This window comes from Qipengyuania thermophila (assembly GCF_004153605.1).
In the GTDB taxonomy this organism is placed as follows: domain Bacteria; phylum Pseudomonadota; class Alphaproteobacteria; order Sphingomonadales; family Sphingomonadaceae; genus Qipengyuania_B; species Qipengyuania_B thermophila.
The window spans coordinates 1-16,978 of sequence record NZ_SDSI01000005.1 but is presented as its reverse complement, the minus strand read 5'-3'; the positions used below and the strand labels follow the sequence as shown (position 1 = coordinate 16,978).

Here is a 16,978-nt window from a genome sequence, read left to right as displayed (position 1 = left end):
CAACCCCTTGACGCCCCCTCTCCCCGCTCCCCACCCTCGCGCGCATACACACACGTAAGGCGCTCCCTCGCACCACCATGCAACTCGTCATCGTCGAATCCCCGGCCAAGGCCAAGACCATCGAGAAGTACCTCGGCAAGGACACGAAGGTTCTCGCCTCCTACGGCCATGTGCGCGACCTGCCGCCTAGGGATGGCAGCGTCCGCCCGGACGAGGAGTTCGCGATGGACTGGGAGATCTACGCCGATCCGCGCAAGAAGGCGCAGGTCAAGGCGATCGCCGATGCGGCGAAGGGGGCGGACCGGCTGATTCTCGCCACCGACCCTGACCGGGAGGGGGAGGCGATCAGCTGGCACGTGCTCGACATCCTGAAGAAGCGCAAGGCGGTGCCCAAAGAGGTGCAGCGCGTCACCTTCAACGCCATCACCAGACAGGCCGTGACCGAGGCGATGGCACGGCCGCGCGATCTCGACCATGACCTGATCGACGCCTATCTGGCGCGCCGCGCGCTCGACTACCTGTTCGGCTTCACCCTGTCGCCGGTGTTGTGGCGCAAGCTCCCCGGCGCGAAGTCGGCCGGAAGGGTGCAGTCGGTGGCCCTGCGCCTCATCGTCGAGCGCGAGCGCGAGATCGAGGCGTTCCGGCCGCAGGAATACTGGTCCGTGGTCGCCACGATGGTGCAGGACGGGACCGAGTTCGCCGCCCGGCTGGTGCAACGGAATGGGAAGAAACTCGACAAGCTGACGCTGGGCGACGAGGGCAGCGCACTGGCGGCCAAGCAGGCGGTTGAGGAAAGCCGCTTCACCGTGGAGGAGGTCGAGACCAGGCCGGTGCGCCGCAATCCCGCGCCGCCGTTCACCACCTCGACCCTGCAGCAGGAAGCGGCGCGCAAGCTCGGCTTCTCCGCCGCGCACACCATGCGGCTGGCTCAGTCGCTGTATGAGGGGGGCGCGATCACCTACATGCGGACGGACGGGGTGCAGATGGACGCGGGCGCGATCAGCGCGTGCCGCAAGGCCATCGCCGATCGGTATTCCGCGGCGTATCTGCCGGACAAGCCGCGCCACTACACCAGCAAGGCCAAGAACGCGCAGGAAGCGCACGAGGGGATCCGCCCGACCGACTTCGCCCGCGACCGGGCTGGAACGGGCGACGAGGCCAAGCTCTACGACCTCATCTTCAAGCGGGCCGTGGCGAGCCAGATGGAAGCGGCGCAACTGGAACGCACGACCGTGACCCTGCGCGATCCCACCGGCCAGCACGCCCTGCGCGCGACGGGACAGGTGGTGAAGTTCCCCGGCTTCCTGGCTGTGTATCAGGAAGGGCTGGATGACGCGGAAGGGGAGGACGACGGGCTGCTGCCGGTGCTGCGGCAGGGCGATTGTCCGCACAAGAACGGTGTCGAGGCGACGCAGCACTTCACCCAGCCGCCGCCGCGCTTTTCCGAAGCGTCGCTGGTCAAGCGGCTGGAGGAGCTGGGCATCGGCCGCCCGTCGACCTACGCCTCCACGATCCAGACCCTGCGCGACCGGGAGTATGTCCGGGTAGAGAAAAACCGTTTCTTTGCCGAAGAATCGGGTCGTCTCCTCACGGCATTTCTCGAGCGGTTCTTCCCCCGTTACGTCGCCTACGACTTCACCGCCGGGATGGAGGACGAGCTGGACGAGGTGTCCGGCGGGCGCGAGGAGTGGAAGGCGCTGCTCGCCAAGTTCTGGCGCGACTTCAAGCCCAAGACCGACGAGGTGATGGGGCAGCAGCCGTCGGAGGTGACGGCGGCGCTGGACGAGTACCTCGGCGACTACCTGTTCCCCCCGCGCGAGGATGGCGGCGATCCGCGCGCGTGCCCCAAGTGCCTTGCCGAAGGGCGCGAGGGCGGGCGGCTGTCCCTGCGCGGAGGCAAGTTCGGCGCCTTCATCGCCTGTGCCAACTATCCGGAGTGCTCCTATTCCCGCCGCTTCGCGCAGGGCGGCGGGGACGCGGCCGCCGCGGGCGAGGACGAGGTGCTCGGCAACGATCCGGATACGGGCCTTCCGGTGACGCGCAAGACCGGCCGGTTCGGCCCGTATGTCCAGCTGGGCGAGGGCAAGGACGCAAAGCGCGCGAGCATTCCGCGCGACATCGGCGAACTCGATCTCGAATGGGCGCTGAAGCTGCTCGCCCTGCCGCGGATCGTCGGCGTGCATCCCGAAACCGGGCTGGACATCGAGGCGAGCATCGGGCGCTACGGCCCCTATCTGAAACACGATGGCAAGTATGCGAAGCTTGCCAGCACGCAGGACGTGTTCGACACCGGCATGAACGCGGCCGTCACCCTGCTGGCCGAGGCGGCGGCCGGGCGGGGCGGACGCGGCGCGCGCGCTCCGCTCGAACCGATCAAGACGCTGGGCGAACACCCGACGTCCGGGGGCGAGATTAGGGTGCTGCCGGGCCGCTACGGCCCCTATGTCACCGACGGAACGATCAACGCCACTATTCCCAAAGGTGTAAAGCCCGAGGAGCTGGAGGCGGCGCAGGCGATCGCGCTCATCGACGCGCGCGCGGCGGCGGCGCCGGCGAAGAAGGGTGGCCGCCGCAAGCCCGCCCGCGCCGCCGCGGGCAAGGCGGCGGCCAAACCACGCAAGGCGGCGGCCGCCCAGCCGCGCAAGCCGGCGACAGGCCGCAAGGCGCCGGCGCAGAGCTGACCGAGCGCGGGGCGTTTGCAATTCGGCAACCCTTGCCCGCTAGCCTCGCTGCGGCAGGCAACAGGCGAGCCGGACGGTGATCGAAGTCGAAATCCAGAACGAGACGCTGCAGAGCCAGCAACGCCTCCGCTTCGCGGCGCTCCCGCGCATCGGCGAAGGGCTGCGGCTGCGCGAGGCGAACGGCTTCTGGGCTTCCTACGACGTGCTCGACCTGTGGTACCAGAAGGCCGAATACGGTGATGTCTGGGTGCCTTATCTGCATGTGCGGATGACCCCGGGCGAGGCGGAAGCCCTGACCCCGGCGCCTGCGGCGCTGGCGACGCCCGCGGCTGCGGACGCCGAAGCCGAATGGGAGAGCGTGCCATACACGGGTTGATCAAGCGCGGTGGGCGCGGCCCTGCCGGGACGGCCGGAGCCGACGGCGGCTCGCTGGCAGACCGCCTGCTGCACCAGCGGCGCGCGGAGGCGCAGGGCTCGGCCGGCGATGCGGAGCCCGCCGGCCCTCAGGACGCGGAAAGGGCGCTCTCGCCGGGCGACGGCACGGCAATGCGGCGCGCGGCGGCGCCGCCCGCACCGCCGGCCGCGCTCACCCCGGTGGCCGACGATCCGGTTGCGGCGCAGGTGGCAGCCGCCAAGGCGTCACGCGCGTCGGCGGCCCGGCCGGCCGAGCCGCGCCATTGCCTGATCGTCGACGACTCGCGCGTGGTGCGCAAGGTCGCACGCCGCATCGCGGAAGGGCTGGGCTACCGCGTCACCGAGGCCGAGAACGGCGAGGAGGCGCTGTCGCGTTGTCAGGTGGCGATGCCTCATCTGGTGCTGACCGACTGGCAGATGCCGGTGATGAGCGGCATCGAATTCGTCACCCGCCTGCGGGCGCTGCCGGCAAGCCGTGCGCCGGTGGTGGTGTTCTGCACCTCCAAGGGCGCGGCCAGGGACATTCACGACGGCATCGCCGCGGGCGCGGACGACTATGTGCTCAAGCCGTTCGACGAGGCGCAGCTGAAGGCGAAGCTGGAGGGGTTGGCGAGCTGATGATCCTCCTCGCTCTCGACGCAGTCGCAAGCGGGGAGGCGGCAGCCGCTGCAAGCGGCTGACGGAAAGGCGAACGAGCTTTCACCGCTTCATCAATTGTCTAGGATAAGGCTTGAGATTGCTATACCCGCGCTGCATGTCTCGCCTGACTGCACTCGACTAGGAACAAACCTTGGAGCCGCAGCAACTGCGAGGGGTCATTCCTGGCAACACTAACTCAGATTTCATATATCTAACTGGTGCCGTGATATCGTGGTGGGCGCGCATCGAAGGCATCATGACAAGCGACGTGATGGCGCTAAGAACATGGCCTTTCAGCGCAGAAATCGTTGATCAAAAGCGCTTTCCGCTTGGCGGCAGAGATACTGTTTTGCAGTGGCGTGCGCTAATCATCAATGCTTACAAGGCAAGGAACCTGTCCTCACCTAACCTCGACAAAATAGTCACTGATTCTCTGCAGCTGCTATGGCACAGAAACTGCTTGTCACATTCATTCTGGCCGTATGGACAGCAAGAGAAAAGTGTTCTCGAATTGCATTGGATCAAGAGGAAAGACAGCAATCCGCAAGGGATTGAAAGAGGAACTTACCGAGTGACAGCTACTGAGCTTGATAAGGTGAATACTAGATTAGCTAATCTGTGCACTGCAGCCTTGGCAGCATCATTTAACTCGCATATCGTTTACCGTGATCACGGGGCATGAGGTGAACCCTCACCGCGTCCAGTCCAGCCCGATCTCCTCGTAGAATTCGCGGTTCTCGGCCCAGTTTTCCTCCACCTTCACGTGCAGGAAGAGGTGGACCTTCTGCCCCAGCAGCTCTGTCAGCTCGCGCCTCGCCGCCTCGCCGATCGCCTTGATGCGCGCGCCACCCTTGCCGAGCACGATCGCCCGCTGCGTGTCGCGGCCGACCACGATCTGCTGGTGGATCTCCACGCTGCCGTCGCGACGCTGGACGTACTTCTCCGGCCGCACGGCGCTGTCGTAGGGCAGCTCCTCGTGCAGCTGGCGGTAGAGCTGCTCGCGGGTGATCTCGGCGGCCAGAAGCCGCTCGGACGCGTCGGACACCTGGTCCTCGGGATAGTGCCAGAAGCCTTCGGGCATCATCGCGGCCAGCGCGGCCTTCATCTCCGGCACCCCGTCGCCGGTAAGGGCGGAGACGAAGAACACCTCGGCGAAATCGACCTTCCCGGTCAGCTCGCCGGCAAGGCCGAGCAGCGGCTCCTTCTTCGCCGCATCGACCTTGTTCAGCACGAGGATCCGGCGCTCGGTGCGCTGCGCCAGCCGTTCGAGCAGGGGATCGAGCTCGTGGCGCCGCTGCTTCACCGGATCGACCAGCAGCAGCAGCGCATCCGCGGCCTGCGCCCCCTCCCACGCCGCATTGACCATCGCCCGGTCGAGCCGCCGGCGCGGCGCGAAGATGCCGGGTGTGTCGACCAGGATCATCTGCGTCGCGCCGTGAAGCGCGATGCCCAGCATCCGCGCGCGCGTGGTCTGCGCCTTGGCGCTGGTGATGGCCACCTTCTGCCCGACGAGCTGGTTCACCAGCGTCGACTTGCCCGCGTTCGGCGCGCCCAGCACCGCCACCACGCCGCAGCGCGTCGGTTCCGTGTTCATCCGTATTTCTCCATAAACAGGCGGGCGGCCTCCTTCTCGGCCTCCTGCTTGCTGGGGGCGGTGGCCTGCGCCTCGCCGACATTGTGGACCGCGACGCGCACGGTGAAGCGGGCGGCGTGGTCCGGGCCTTCGCGCCCGATCACGCTGTATTCGGGCGGGCGGCGGCGGGCGGCGGCGGCCCACTCCTGCAGCGCGCTCTTGGGGTGCTTGCCCTGACCCGCCGCGCCGGCGAGCAGCTCGCCCCACAGGCGGTGGACCAGCGCCGCGCTGCCCTCGAACCCCTCCTCGACGAACTGCGCCCCGAGCAGTGCCTCCATCACGTCGCCAAGGATGTTGTCGCTGTCGCGGCCGCCGTCGTCGCGCGCCTGCGTGCCGAGGCGCAGATGCGCCGGAACTCCGATCCGCCGGGCCACGGCGGCACAGGTCTCGCGGCTGACGAGCGCGTTCTGCCGCTGCGACAGGCGGCCTTCGGCAGCGCCGTCATGGGCGTAAAGCCAGGCGGCGGTGGCAAGGCCCAGAACCCGGTCGCCGAGGAATTCGAGCCGTTCGTAGGTGTCCCGCTCTCCCGTGCTGCCATGGGTGAGGGCGCGCCGCCACAGCGCCTCGTCGCGCACGGCGAAGCCGCTTTCGCGCAGCCAGTCCAGCGTGGCTTGGCCGAGCGCGCTCACAGGACGGTTCCGATCCGCCGCCAGCGCACGGCGGTCAGCCACGTCAGGGGCGCGTCCCAGCGGGCCGTGCCGTCGGACGAGAACACGACGAGGCCGGCGCGCGCAATCAGCCGGTCCTGCGCGACCAGCCCCGTGCCCCCGTCTGCCACCGCGGGGAAGCGGCTGTCGAGCGAGTTGTCGCGGTTGTCGCCCAGCACGAACACCATGCCCTCGGGCACCACGAGCGGCCCATGGCTGTCGGCGGGCCGGGTGCCGCTGTCGAACACCCGATACTCCCGCCCCTCCGGCGTGCGTTCCAGCGCCTGTCGGTAGATGCAGGCCGGTCCTGCCGCGTCGGTGAAGGCGCCGACAGCCGCGGCGCAGCCGGTGCGCGGGTCCGCCGGCAGGCGCAGGTCAGGCAGCGGGCGCTGCTCCAGCGGCCGGCCGTTCAGCACCGGGACGCCGTTCACGAGCGCGATCGCGTCGCCGGGGATGGCGACGGCGCGCTTGATGTAGTCCGCCCGCTCGACCGGGTGGCGGAAGATCACCACGTCGCCCCGTCGCGGCGTGGCGGCGGCGATCTGCCCGTCGGGCAGCGGCAGCGGCACGGGAAGGGCGAAGGAGTGGCGCGACCAGCCATAGGGCCATTTCGCCGCCAGCAGCACATCGCCGCGCAGCAGGCCCGGCATCATCGACTCCGAGGGGATGGAGAAGGGTGCGACCACCAGCGTGCGCAGCAACAGCACGGCGAGCAGCAGCACGGCGAGAAACAGCGTGTACCCCGATCCGCCCGCCACGGCCGCGCGCCGGCGGCGGGGCGCGGACGCGGGCGCATCGCGCCGGCGGCTCTGCCAGCCGGTCACCGGGCGCGCGTCGTGCAGCACAGGGCCTTTCCATTCATCGCCCGACGCCCTAACCGCCCCTTCGGCGACGATAAAGGGATTTGCAATGAGCGAGGCGGTTCTGACGGCGTGGGAAGCGGTGCGGCGGGTGGAACGGCGCACCCTCGACGCGCTGTTCGCCAGCGACCCTGAGCGGGCGACACGCCTGTCGGGACGGATCGCGTGGGGCGAAGGCGACGCGGGCCACGGGACGGCCGGCGGCCTGTTGTGCGACTGGTCCAAGACCCATCTCGACGACGCGCTGCTTGCCGCGTTCGAGCGGCTTGCCGAGGCGTGCGGCTTTGCGTCGCGCCGCGCGGCGCTGCTCGACGGGGAGCGGGTCAACGTCACCGAGAACCGCGCCGCCACCCACATCGCCCAGCGCGGCATCGGCGCGGCGGCCGACGTCGAGGAGGCCGAGGCGCTGCGCGAACGCATGCGGCTGCTGGTGGAGGCGGTGCATGGCGGCGCGCTTGGCGAGGTGCGGCACCTCATCCACATCGGCATCGGTGGCTCGGCCCTGGGACCGGCGCTGGCGATCGGGGCGCTGACCACGGACGGGGCGCTGGTGAACACGCACGTGGTCAGCAACATCGACGGGCTGGCGCTGGAGCGGGCCTTCGGCGCCTGCGACCCGGCGACGACGCTGATCGCGGTGGCGTCCAAGACCTTCACCACCATCGAGACCATGACCAATGCGCGCAGCGCGCTGCGCTGGCTCGAGGAGAGCGGGGTGGCGGACCCCTATGGCCGGGTGATCGCGCTCACCGCCGACCCCGACAAGGCGGTCGCCTTCGGCGTCGACGAGACCCGCGTGCTGCCGTTCCCCGCCAGCGTCGGCGGACGCTATTCGCTGTGGTCGTCGATCGGCTTTCCGGTGGCGCTGGCGGCCGGGTGGGAGGCGTTCACGGCCCTGCTCGCCGGCGCGCGGGCGGTGGACGAGCATTTCCGCGACACCGAGGGACGCGCCAACCTTCCGCTGCGCGCCGCATTCGCCGACCAGTATTACACCCGCGTGCGCGGGTGTCAGACACGCGCCGTCTTCGCCTATGACGAACGGCTGGCGCTGTTTCCGGCCTATCTGCAGCAGCTCGAGATGGAGTCGAACGGCAAGGGCGTGACTTTTGACCAGCAGCCGGTGGACGGGCCGACCGCGCCGGTGACGTGGGGCGGGCTGGGCACGGACGCGCAGCACGCCGTGTTCCAGCTGCTCCACCAGGGCACGCAGCTCGCCCCGGTGGACTTCATCGCCGCGGTGGCGCCGGGCGACGCGCTTGATCCGGCGCACCACCGCATCCTGCTGCAGAACTGCCTTGCGCAGGGCGCCGCGCTGATGGCCGGGGCCAAGGGCGAGGATCCGGCGCGCGCCTATCCCGGCGACCGGCCCTCGGCCACGATCCTGTGCGACGACATCGACGCGGCCACGCTCGGCGCGCTGATCGCCTTTCACGAGCACCGCACCTTCTGCAACGCGGTGCTGATGCAGATCAACCCGTTCGACCAGTTCGGGGTGGAGCTTGGCAAGCGCATCGCCACCGCCATGGACAAGGGCGGCGGCGAGCCGCTTGACGCGGGCACCCGCATGCTGCTGGAGGCGGCGGGGCTGGACTGATCCGGCGGGCCGGAAGGACACGGGGGGCGCGGAGTGTTGATCCAGGGCGCAATGCTGCTTGGCGGGCTGGTGCTGCTCATCGTGGGCGGCGAGCTGCTGGTGCGCGGGGCGGTGCGGATCGCAACCCGGCTCGGCCTGTCGCCAATGCTGATCGGCCTCACCATCGTCGGGCTGGGCACGTCGACGCCCGAGCTGGTCACCAGCATCCAGGCCGCGCGGATCGGCGCGCCGGGCATCGCACTTGGCAACATCATCGGCTCGAACATGGCCAACACGCTGCTGATCCTCGGCGTGGCGGCGCTCCTGGCACCGGTGCTGGTGCCGCGCGGCGTGCTGTGGCGCGACGGCGGCGTCGGCGCCGCAGCCGCGATGCTGCTGCTGGCGTGGGGCTGGACCGCCGGGCTGAACCAGCTGGCCGGCGGGATGTTCGTCGTGCTGCTCGGCGGCTACATCGTCTTTGCCTACCTGCAGGAGAAGCGCGGCTTTGCCCATTCGGCCGCCTACGACAAGGCGGCGGCGGCGCGCGAGGCGGATCCCGGCCTTGTCGTCCCGGACCCGGGCGGCGGCAATCTCCTCGTCGCGCTGGCGCTGTTCGTCGGCGGGCTGGCGCTGGTGGTGGGGGGCGGCGCCCTGCTGGTCGAGGGGGCGGTGCAGATCGCCGCCGCCCTCGGCGTGACGCAGGAGGTGATCGGCCTGACCGTGGTGGCGATCGGCACGTCGCTGCCCGAACTCGTCACCTCGGCCATCGCGGCGCTGCGCCGGCAGGGGGAGATCGCGCTCGGCAACGTGCTCGGCTCCAACATCTACAACATCCTGTTCATCGGCGGCGTCACCGGCCTGGTCGCGCCCGGACCCGTGCCGCGCAGCATGGTGGCGTTCGATCTGCCGCTGCTGGTGGCGGTGTCGCTGGGCATCATGGTGCTCGCCTGGACGGGCAAGCGCCTGTCGCGGATCGAGGGCGGCGTGCTGGTGCTCGCCTACGCCTCCTACATCGCCTTCACCGCCGGGCTGGTGCGGCTGTGACCGCGGCGCCCCCGCTTGGCGCGCCCGCCCGCAGCCCCTAGAGGCGGGGCAGCCACACAGCAGGAAGGGCATTGCATGGCCGCCGCCGACACGCAGTACGACTACGACCTGTTCACCATCGGCGCCGGGTCGGGCGGGGTGCGCGCCAGCCGGGTCGCGGCGGCGCACGGCGCGCGCGTTGCCGTGGCCGAGGAACACCGCGTCGGCGGCACCTGCGTCATCCGCGGCTGCGTGCCCAAAAAGATGCTCGTCTACGGCGCGCACTTCGCCGAGGATCTGCACGACGCGGCGCGCTTCGGCTGGACCGTGGGCGAACGCCGCTTCGACTGGATCGCCCTGCGCGATGCGGTGCTGGCCGACGTGGACCGGCTGAACGGTCTCTACCGCCAGACGCTGGAGAATAACAAGGTCACCATCTTCGACGAGCGGGCGACGATCACCGGCCCGCACGAGATCACGCTCGCCAGCGGGCGCACCGTCACGGCGCGCATCGTGCTCGTCGCCACCGGCGCCCGCCCGTTCGTGCCCGACTGCCCCGGCGCCGAACTTGGCATCACCAGCAACGAGGCGTTCCACCTCGACGCCGTTCCGGAACGGGTGCTGATCGCCGGCGGCGGCTACATCGCCAACGAATTCGCCGGGATCTTCAACGCGCTGGGCGCCAAGGTGACGATCATGAACCGCGGCGAGACGATCCTGCGCGGCTATGACGAGGCGCTGCGGGACCGCCTGCTCCAGATCAGCCTGCTCAAGGGCATCGACTTCCGCTTCAACGCCTCGTTCCGCGGCATCGCGCGCAGCGACGGCGGGGCGCTGCGCGTGAGCATGACGGGGCATGACGATCTCGAGGCGGACTGCGTCCTGTTCGCCACCGGACGCCTTCCCAACAGCGGCGGTCTGGGTCTGGAGGCGCAGGGCGTCACCCTCGGCGAACGCGGCGCCATTCCGGTGGACCGCTTCTCGCGCACGGCCACGGACTGGATCTACGCCGTCGGCGACGTCACCGACCGGGTGCAGCTCACCCCCGTCGCCATCCGCGAGGGACAGGCATTCGCCGACACGGTGTTCGGCGATCAACCGTCCAGCGTCGACTACGACTGCATTCCCAGCGCCGTGTTCAGCCACCCGCCGCTCGCCAGCGTCGGGATGACCGAAGGCGAGGCGCGCAACGCCTATGGCGGGGTCAAGGTCTACCAGTCGGATTTCCGCCCGATGAAGAACGTCATCGCCGGCCGCAACGAGCGCAGCCTCTACAAGATGGTGTGCGACGGGACCAGCGGGCGGATCCTCGGCCTGCACATGATCGGCCCGGACGCGCCGGAGATTCTTCAGGCCGCGGCCGTGGCGGTCAAGGCCGGGCTGACGAAGGCCGATTTCGACGCCACGGTGGCGCTGCATCCGACAATGGCGGAGGAACTGGTGCTGATGCGCTGACGTTGACAGGCCGGAAGGGGGACGGCGCACCCCGTCCGCCGGTGAACGCAGCCGCCGATCGGCGCGGCGCCGCGCAGGGGGAGAGAGACGCATGAGCATGCTTGCAGCCAACGGACAGCACCGCCGCGACGCGTGGCGCTGGGCCATCCTCACGGTTCCGGTCATCGTCGGTCTCGGCTTCCTGTCCGGGCAGCTCGGCAGCGCGGACAGCCCGTGGTTCGCCTCGCTGGAGAAGCCGGCGATCTATCCGCCGCCGGCGACCTTCGGCATCGTGTGGACCATCCTCTACGCCCTGATGGGGGTGGCGCTCGCGCTGGTCCTCACCGCGCGCGGCGCGCGGCAGCGGCGGCTCGCGCTGGGCCTGTTCGTCGTGCAGCTGCTCCTCAACCTGGCCTGGACGCCGCTGTTCTTCGGCGCCTACCAGATCAACGCGGCGCTGATCCTGCTGCTCGCGCTCGACGTGGCGGTCCTTGCCACCACGATCGTGTTCTTCCGGGTGCGGCGCAGCGCCGGACTGCTGATGCTCCCCTACCTTGCCTGGGTGCTGTTCGCGACCGTGCTGAACTGGCAGTTCCTGCAGCTCAACCCCGATGCCGACGGCGGACGGACGGTGTCGCCGTTCCAGCGGGTCGCGCTCTGAGGCCGCTCTGGACAAACCTTCCGCGCACCGCCACATCGCCGCCATGCAAAGCGAGAACCGACTGATCGCCGATTTCGTGAAGCTCGCCACCGGCGCTGCGGGCACCTTTGCCGGAATGACCCGCGAGGCGCGCGACAGCGCGCGCGAGAAGCTGCGCGAGTCGCTGGGCGGGCTGGACTTCGTGAGCCGTGACGAGTTCGAGGCGGTGAAAGCCATGGCCGCGCGCGCCCGCGAGGAGGCCGAACGGCTGGGGGCGCGGGTGGCGGCGCTCGAGGCGGAGCGGGCAGCTGCACCCGGCGGTGCGTCGGACGGCGGTCCGGGCGGCGGCCCTGCGCCGGCCGCGGACTGACCCGATCCCCCACCGCGCGAAGCGCGTGCGCCGGCGGCGCTGATCATGCGCCTGCGCGACGAGGCGATCGTGCTCGGCGTCCGCGCCCATGGCGAGAGCGGCAGCATCGCCCGGCTGCTGACCCGCGGGTTCGGCGTGGTGGCCGGCTATGTTCCCGGCGGTCGCGGCCGCACTCTGCGGCCGGTGCTGATCCCTGGCAACGGCGTCATGGTCGACATCAGCGCCCGCGCGGACAGCCAGATGCCGTCGCTGCGGCTCGAGCTGGCGACCAGCCGGGCGCCGGTCGCGAGTCAGCCGCTGCCGGCCGCGGCGCTGGCGTGGGTCACGGCGCTTGCCGCGTCGGCCCTGCCCGAGCGCAGCGCCTATCCGGCCCTGTTCGATGCGCTCGACGGGGTCATCAGGGCGGTTGAAGCGGCGCCCTCGGCCCGGCAGTGGGTGACCGCGCTGATCGCCTACGAGCGCCTGCTGCTGCGCGATCTGGGCTATGGCGAGGCGCGGCTGCCGGTGCCGGAGGACCACGCCGGACGTGTCGCGCTGTTCACGGCGCAGCGGCGCGCGGTCGGGCGCTATCTGCTCCACGACCGCGGCGAGGCGGTGCTGGCGCTGCGCGGCTTGCTCGAGGAGCGGCTCGGGCGGACGGTCTGATGCTGGAGAGCCGGGCGGTTCAGCGCCAGCTGTCGAGCCACATCCACCGCTCGTAGGTGGTCACCTCGGCAAGCGGCCGGGCGCCCAAGATCGGGAAGAACCAGGCGAACAGCAGGGCGCTGGCGAGGGGGATTGCGAGCGCCGCCGCGCGCCAGCGGCGCCTTTGCCACAGCGCGTCGGCCGCCAGCGCCAGCGCCGCCAGCAGCGTCAGCTGCGGCACGAGGTAGTGGTAGAAGAACTGGATCGGCTTGTCGGCGACGAGCCAGAAGCCGACGCTGACCGTGTAGAGCACCACCACGCCCAGCGCGGCCATGTCGCGGCGGCGCACGCCCCGCCACGCGCACCAGGCGAGCGCCGGCAGCCCGGCCAGCGCGGTGAACGGGTTGCCCAGCATGACGATGCCGCGCCAGGCGCCGTCCACCTCCTCGAACAGGTACCAGATCGGGCGCGTGTTGAGCACCCACTGCGACAGGCTGCTCTGATAGGTGTGCGCCGTCACCACCGACGACTGCAGCTCGGCCATCCACAGATTGTGCGAGAGCAGGTCGGTGCCGATCCCGTCGCGCAGCCCGTATCCGGGGAGAAAGGTCGCCGCGTAGACGAGCAGCGGCACCACGCCGAGCCACAGCGCCGCCTCCAGCAGCGACACGCCCGGCACCGGCCAGCCCCGGCGGCTGGTCAGCAGGCGGCGCCGTCCGGCGGCGAGGCGGGCGGCGAGGAAGGCGAGGCCGAACACCGGCAGGAGCGGCGCGGCGTTCCACTTGGCGCCGAGGGCAAGGCCCAGCATCACGCCCGTCAGCGCCAGACGCCAGCGGCCCGTTTCCGGCTCCCGGCACGCGGCCGCCGCCTGCCACACCGCCGTGGCGAGGAAGGCCAGCATGAAGCTGTCCAGCATGGCGATGCGGCTCTGGACGAACAGCATGAACCCGGTTGCGAGCAGCACGCCGTAGGCGAGGGTGGCAAAGCGGCGGCAGCTCGCGAACCACAGCGCCCGCATCGCGGCGAACAGCGTCCACGTGCCCGCCAGCGCCCCCGGCACGCGCCAGCCCGCCGGCCCGTCGCCGAGAAGCTGGAGGCTGGCCGCAAGGATCAGCTTGCCCAGCAGCGGGTGCTCGGGGTTGACGAGCCGTCCTTCGTAGAGGAGCGCGCGGGCGGCGGGGATGTAATGGATCTCGTCGAAGTAAAGCTTGTGCGGGATCGACAGTTGCCAAAATACCAGCATCCCGAACGCAAAGGTTATCGCGATTGACCACCCAAGCGGATCGCGTAGTGTCGTCTGCGGCCGTGTCATGTGGCGGGCGCCTTAGAAGCACATCGGTGCCGGGGCAACCGCCGCCGGTCGGCCGGAAGGAACGCTTTGACATCTCATCGGGAACATACGGGTCGACCGCTGCTTGTGGGGTTGAAGCATAAACGTGCAAGGAGTGCAGGTATGAAGAAGAACACCATCGCCCTGGCCGCGGCGGCCACCGCGCTGGTTGCGGCTCCGGTCGCGGCGCAGAGCGCCAACGCCCGGATCACGGCCCCCGTCGCGGGCGCCAGCGAACTCGGCGGCGAAGGCATCGCCCCGGCGTTCATCATCGCCGCCATCGCCGGCATCGCCATCGGCGTGCTGCTGCTGATCGAGAACGACGACGATCGTCCGGTCAGCCGCTGAGCCACGTCCGGTTCTGACGCGAAGGGCGGTGCCGGCTGCGGCGCCGCCCTTTTCGCTGCCCGCCGCACCGGGCCACCCGCTCGGGGCGTGCAGGGTTTGGCCGCCGCCCGCGCCGTGCTAGACCCCGCGCCATGATGGACGCTTTTTTCCAGCACGCCGCCACGACCCACGGCATCACCGTGCGCGTCGCGGTCGCCTACCTCGCCGAACAGTCCGAGCCGGAAGCGGGGACGTGGTTCTGGACCTACCACATCCGCATTGAGAACCACTCCGACCGGGCCGTGCAGCTGCGCACCCGGCACTGGCGCATCACCGACGGGCGCGGGCGGGTGGCGCATGTCGACGGCGCGGGCGTGGTGGGCGAGCAGCCGGTGCTCTCGCCGGGCGCGACCCACGACTATGTCTCCGGCTGTCCGCTGGCAACCCCGCACGGGTCGATGGAAGGGTTCTACGGCTTCGAGGACGAGGACGGCGCGCCGCTCGAGGTGCGCATCCCCTTCTTCCCGCTGTCGGCGCCGGCCACCGCGTCCTGAACCGCGCCCGCGCCCGTCCCCGGACCCGTCCCCGCGCCTGGCGGCTCCCGCCTCAGCGCGTCGAGCTTGGCGTCGATGCTGGCGTAGAGCGCCTCCTCGTCGATCGCCTGCGCCTTCTCCCACGCCGCCACCGCCTCGGCGGCGATGCTGTCATAGACCGGATGGCCGGGCTTCAAGTTCTGCACCCCGTAGCGTTCCGGCAGCCTGTGCTGCAGCAGGAAGCGCAGCAGCGCGTTGTCCGGCTTGTCCCACCAGCCCACGACCCCGCCCGGCCCGACGATCGGCGTCGGCGTGCCCCTCAGCGCGCGTTCGAGGGCGCAGTCCTCCAGCCGCTGCACGCCCCGCTCCAGCGCCGCGTCCCACGCCGCCGCGAAGCCTTCCGCCCCCGGCCGGGCGCGCAGCTTGTAGAGCGCCTCCATCGACTTGCCGATGTGCCGCGCCGCCTGGCTGACGATGCCGGTCGCGGCGAGATGGGCGACGAAGGCGCGCTGCCGCTCGGGCGTGATCGAGTTCAGCCGCGGGCGCGGGTGGAGATACGGCGCAAACTCCAGCAGCGGATCATCCTCTCCCGGCGCCGCCCCGCGCCAGGCGGTGCGCGAGGTCGCCTGCCGGCGGAGTTTGCGCGTGCAGGTGAGCGCACCCGCCGCCCCGTCGCCCTTGCCCGGCAGGACCGTCTGCGCGGCCCGGTCGCCGGCGTCCGCGGCAGGAGTGTCCGCGGCGCGCGAGCGGGCGGGGCGCGATGGAGGGGAGGAGCGGGCCATGACCCGCAGGCAGATTGCACAAAGCGGGACAGTAGGAAAATCGTTTGTTGCTCCGTTGCACACCACATATGGCGTTTAAACATAAGGCTATTATGAAAAGGTCGAAGCGCCGCTATCGGGTTCGTTCCGAAAGTAACCCGTGACACATTCGGCACGCCGACGGAAACGGCGTCGTCAGATCTGGCAAATGACTGGGGGGCACTTGTGAGTTGGCTGAAGAAGGCGGCGGATCAGTTGACCGGCAAAGCCGCTCGTGAGCGCGCATCTGCGCAACGCGCCAACATCGAGACTGCTCGCCGCATTATCTCCGAGCATGAGGCGCGTGCCCAATTTTCGGCGGATGCTGTTCTTTCTGAACTTCGAGCAAACGTGCCGAAAGAACTGGGCGAGACTGAATGGGACGCCCACTGCTTTGCCAAGATTACGGCAGTCACTGATGCAGTGCTTGATGACGGCCTTCTGTCGCCGGACGAGGAGGCGAAATTGTCGGCGGCCATGGATCGCTATGGAAATCCGCCCCTAGACCCTGTCACGCAAGGCAAGCTTGATGCTGCGCGCTTGCAATTCGCCGCTTGGAACACCCCGCTTGACCCTGTGGAGGCGCCACTGCTGCTGAAACGGGGCGAGTGGTGCGTCCACGGCATACAAGCGACCGCTTACGAGGAGCGCCAGCGCACCACTCGTATTGCTTACGCCGGACCAACTGCGCGGATCAAGATCATGAAGGGTGTGTATTATCGTGCAGGATCAGCGCAGGTCGCACGGAAAACCGAGGCCTATCACCACTCTTTCGGCAGCGGCTTCTTGTGCGCGACCAACAAGCGGCTGCTCTGGGTAGCGCCCAACAAGACGGTCACAATACCGCTGAACAAAATCATCATGTTTGAGCCATTTTCGGACGGTATCAAGGTGTTCAAGGACACCGGAAAGCCCGTCTTGTTCGAGTTTGATGAGGGCGAAAACCAGCCTGCGATGGTTCGGATCAGTCGAACAATCGAGGAACTGCGATAGCTCGAATTGTCAGTCGTTAGGCACGAAAAAGATGCCCATCCGCGCAAAGCTATACCATGCGTTGAACCCGGTCGGAAAGCTATCGCGCCTGAGCTTGAGCATTGTGGCTCTGATATTCGTTTCCACTGCTGTCGCAATCCTTGAAACAGAAGAAACAGTTTCTGGGCCGTATAACGCTGAAGTTCGCATCCTTGAGCTTATATTCGGCTTATTGTTTGCAGCCGAATACATTGCAAGGATTTGGTGTGCACCCGAAGGCGGGGAGACGCGGATGCGCTATGCTCTCCGGCCCGCCACAATTCTCGACTTGATTGTTGTCATTGCAACGCTGCTGCCGTTCGTTACCCCAACCGTGATGGTCTTGCGGCTTGTGAGAGTTTTGAGGATGTTACGGCTCGCTAAGATTGGCAGATACTCGAAAGCCTTTGAATGAACCGCCCCGGGATTGCCGGAGGCC

General features: G+C 69.2%; 19 protein-coding genes. 14 read left to right on the top strand and 5 right to left on the bottom strand.

Translation table 11 applies throughout. The features are described from left to right. Window positions 1-77 precede the first annotated feature (77 nt). The 4 genes from topA (at window position 78) to ETO60_RS09545 (ending at window position 4,416) form a co-directional block, all read left to right on the top strand. Window positions 78-2,681 (top strand): type I DNA topoisomerase, encoded by a 2,604-nt coding sequence (topA, locus tag ETO60_RS09560; protein WP_130005121.1) that lies wholly within the window; start codon window positions 78-80, stop codon window positions 2,679-2,681. 76 nt (window positions 2,682-2,757) lie between these two features. Continuing rightward, window positions 2,758-3,057: a hypothetical protein gene (locus tag ETO60_RS09555; protein ID WP_234026429.1), complete on the top strand. Its 300-nt coding sequence runs from the start codon at window positions 2,758-2,760 to the stop codon at window positions 3,055-3,057. Then, the gene (locus tag ETO60_RS11500; protein WP_315850282.1) at window positions 3,030-3,713 is read left to right on the top strand and encodes a response regulator; all 684 of its coding nucleotides are present in this window, start codon (window positions 3,030-3,032) and stop codon (window positions 3,711-3,713) included. The genes ETO60_RS09555 and ETO60_RS11500 overlap by 28 nt, the downstream gene beginning before the upstream one ends. A gap of 172 nt (window positions 3,714-3,885) precedes the next feature. Further along, window positions 3,886-4,416 carry a hypothetical protein gene (locus ETO60_RS09545; RefSeq protein ID WP_130005119.1) on the top strand — a complete coding sequence of 177 codons (531 nt, stop codon included), beginning with the start codon at window positions 3,886-3,888 and terminating at the stop codon, window positions 4,414-4,416. A gap of 9 nt (window positions 4,417-4,425) precedes the next feature. On the opposite strand, the gene era is transcribed toward ETO60_RS09545, so the two are convergent. Genes era through lepB form a run of 3 tightly spaced genes read right to left on the bottom strand, consistent with a single transcriptional unit; the run spans window position 4,426 to window position 6,859 of the window. Further along, window positions 4,426-5,328, bottom strand: coding sequence for a GTPase Era (era, locus tag ETO60_RS09540; RefSeq protein ID WP_130005117.1), 903 nt, complete (start codon window positions 5,326-5,328; stop codon window positions 4,426-4,428). Beyond that, complete coding sequence (gene rnc, locus ETO60_RS09535) at window positions 5,325-5,996, bottom strand: ribonuclease III (protein WP_130005115.1); 672 nt, start codon at window positions 5,994-5,996, stop codon at window positions 5,325-5,327. Before rnc ends, era begins: the two co-directional genes overlap by 4 nt. Continuing rightward, on the bottom strand, window positions 5,993-6,859 hold the full coding sequence (gene lepB / locus ETO60_RS09530) for a signal peptidase I (protein WP_165362161.1): 867 nt from the start codon (window positions 6,857-6,859) through the stop codon (window positions 5,993-5,995). The genes rnc and lepB overlap by 4 nt, the downstream gene beginning before the upstream one ends. Window positions 6,860-6,923: 64 nt before the next feature. On the opposite strand from lepB, the gene pgi reads away from it, so the two are divergent. From pgi to recO, 6 genes are all read left to right on the top strand, one after another. Next, complete coding sequence (gene pgi / locus ETO60_RS09525) at window positions 6,924-8,468, top strand: glucose-6-phosphate isomerase (RefSeq protein ID WP_130005111.1); 1,545 nt, start codon at window positions 6,924-6,926, stop codon at window positions 8,466-8,468. Between the two features lie 36 nt (window positions 8,469-8,504). Further along, entirely contained in the window at window positions 8,505-9,491 is a 987-nt protein-coding gene (locus ETO60_RS09520; protein WP_234026428.1) for a calcium/sodium antiporter, read from the top strand. Between the two features lie 75 nt (window positions 9,492-9,566). Then, entirely contained in the window at window positions 9,567-10,925 is a 1,359-nt protein-coding gene (gene gorA, locus ETO60_RS09515; protein WP_130005109.1) for a glutathione-disulfide reductase, read from the top strand. A 91-nt stretch (window positions 10,926-11,016) separates the two neighbouring features. After that, entirely contained in the window at window positions 11,017-11,565 is a 549-nt protein-coding gene (locus ETO60_RS09510; RefSeq protein WP_130005107.1) for a TspO/MBR family protein, read from the top strand. A gap of 43 nt (window positions 11,566-11,608) precedes the next feature. After that, window positions 11,609-11,914, top strand: coding sequence for an accessory factor UbiK family protein (locus tag ETO60_RS09505; protein ID WP_130005105.1), 306 nt, complete (start codon window positions 11,609-11,611; stop codon window positions 11,912-11,914). 45 nt (window positions 11,915-11,959) lie between these two features. Beyond that, window positions 11,960-12,559 carry a DNA repair protein RecO gene (gene recO / locus ETO60_RS09500; RefSeq protein ID WP_130005103.1) on the top strand — a complete coding sequence of 200 codons (600 nt, stop codon included), beginning with the start codon at window positions 11,960-11,962 and terminating at the stop codon, window positions 12,557-12,559. A 19-nt stretch (window positions 12,560-12,578) separates the two neighbouring features. On the opposite strand, the gene ETO60_RS09495 is transcribed toward recO, so the two are convergent. After that, the gene (locus ETO60_RS09495; RefSeq protein WP_234026427.1) at window positions 12,579-13,781 is read right to left on the bottom strand and encodes a phospholipid carrier-dependent glycosyltransferase; all 1,203 of its coding nucleotides are present in this window, start codon (window positions 13,779-13,781) and stop codon (window positions 12,579-12,581) included. 210 nt (window positions 13,782-13,991) lie between these two features. Between ETO60_RS09495 and ETO60_RS09490 the strand changes: the two genes are divergently transcribed. Then, entirely contained in the window at window positions 13,992-14,216 is a 225-nt protein-coding gene (locus ETO60_RS09490) for a hypothetical protein (RefSeq protein ID WP_130005099.1), read from the top strand. A gap of 134 nt (window positions 14,217-14,350) precedes the next feature. Further along, the gene (gene apaG, locus ETO60_RS09485) at window positions 14,351-14,749 is read left to right on the top strand and encodes a Co2+/Mg2+ efflux protein ApaG (RefSeq protein WP_130005275.1); all 399 of its coding nucleotides are present in this window, start codon (window positions 14,351-14,353) and stop codon (window positions 14,747-14,749) included. Here the strand turns inward: apaG and ETO60_RS09480 are convergent. Continuing rightward, window positions 14,665-15,510: a hypothetical protein gene (locus ETO60_RS09480; RefSeq protein ID WP_199798874.1), complete on the bottom strand. Its 846-nt coding sequence runs from the start codon at window positions 15,508-15,510 to the stop codon at window positions 14,665-14,667. The two genes, apaG and ETO60_RS09480, sit on opposite strands and share 85 nt — an antisense overlap. Before the next feature lie 204 nt (window positions 15,511-15,714). Between ETO60_RS09480 and ETO60_RS09475 the strand changes: the two genes are divergently transcribed. Both ETO60_RS09475 and ETO60_RS09470 read left to right on the top strand, forming a co-directional pair. Continuing rightward, window positions 15,715-16,521, top strand: a complete 807-nt coding sequence (locus ETO60_RS09475) for a hypothetical protein (protein ID WP_130005097.1) — start codon at window positions 15,715-15,717, stop codon at window positions 16,519-16,521. 31 nt (window positions 16,522-16,552) lie between these two features. Further along, window positions 16,553-16,954: an ion transporter gene (locus ETO60_RS09470; protein WP_165362160.1), complete on the top strand. Its 402-nt coding sequence runs from the start codon at window positions 16,553-16,555 to the stop codon at window positions 16,952-16,954. Window positions 16,955-16,978 lie beyond the last annotated feature (24 nt).

Bases quoted from the DNA above. Each gene is read 5' to 3' on its own strand.
- era (WP_130005117.1), bottom strand. From the start codon at position 5,328: ATGAACACGGAACCGACGCGCTGCGGCGTGGTGGCGGTGCTGGGCGCG.
- gorA (WP_130005109.1), top strand. From the start codon at position 9,567: ATGGCCGCCGCCGACACGCAGTACGACTACGACCTGTTCACCATCGGC.
- ETO60_RS09510 (WP_130005107.1), top strand. From the start codon at position 11,017: ATGAGCATGCTTGCAGCCAACGGACAGCACCGCCGCGACGCGTGGCGC.
- ETO60_RS09470 (WP_165362160.1), top strand. From the start codon at position 16,553: ATGCCCATCCGCGCAAAGCTATACCATGCGTTGAACCCGGTCGGAAAG.
- ETO60_RS09505 (WP_130005105.1), top strand. From the start codon at position 11,609: ATGCAAAGCGAGAACCGACTGATCGCCGATTTCGTGAAGCTCGCCACC.
- ETO60_RS11500 (WP_315850282.1), top strand. From the start codon at position 3,030: ATGGGAGAGCGTGCCATACACGGGTTGATCAAGCGCGGTGGGCGCGGC.
- topA (WP_130005121.1), top strand. From the start codon at position 78: ATGCAACTCGTCATCGTCGAATCCCCGGCCAAGGCCAAGACCATCGAG.
- ETO60_RS09490 (WP_130005099.1), top strand. From the start codon at position 13,992: ATGAAGAAGAACACCATCGCCCTGGCCGCGGCGGCCACCGCGCTGGTT.
- recO (WP_130005103.1), top strand. From the start codon at position 11,960: ATGCGCCTGCGCGACGAGGCGATCGTGCTCGGCGTCCGCGCCCATGGC.
- apaG (WP_130005275.1), top strand. From the start codon at position 14,351: ATGGACGCTTTTTTCCAGCACGCCGCCACGACCCACGGCATCACCGTG.
- ETO60_RS09480 (WP_199798874.1), bottom strand. From the start codon at position 15,510: ATGGCCCGCTCCTCCCCTCCATCGCGCCCCGCCCGCTCGCGCGCCGCG.
- ETO60_RS09495 (WP_234026427.1), bottom strand. From the start codon at position 13,781: ATGCTGGTATTTTGGCAACTGTCGATCCCGCACAAGCTTTACTTCGAC.
- pgi (WP_130005111.1), top strand. From the start codon at position 6,924: ATGAGCGAGGCGGTTCTGACGGCGTGGGAAGCGGTGCGGCGGGTGGAA.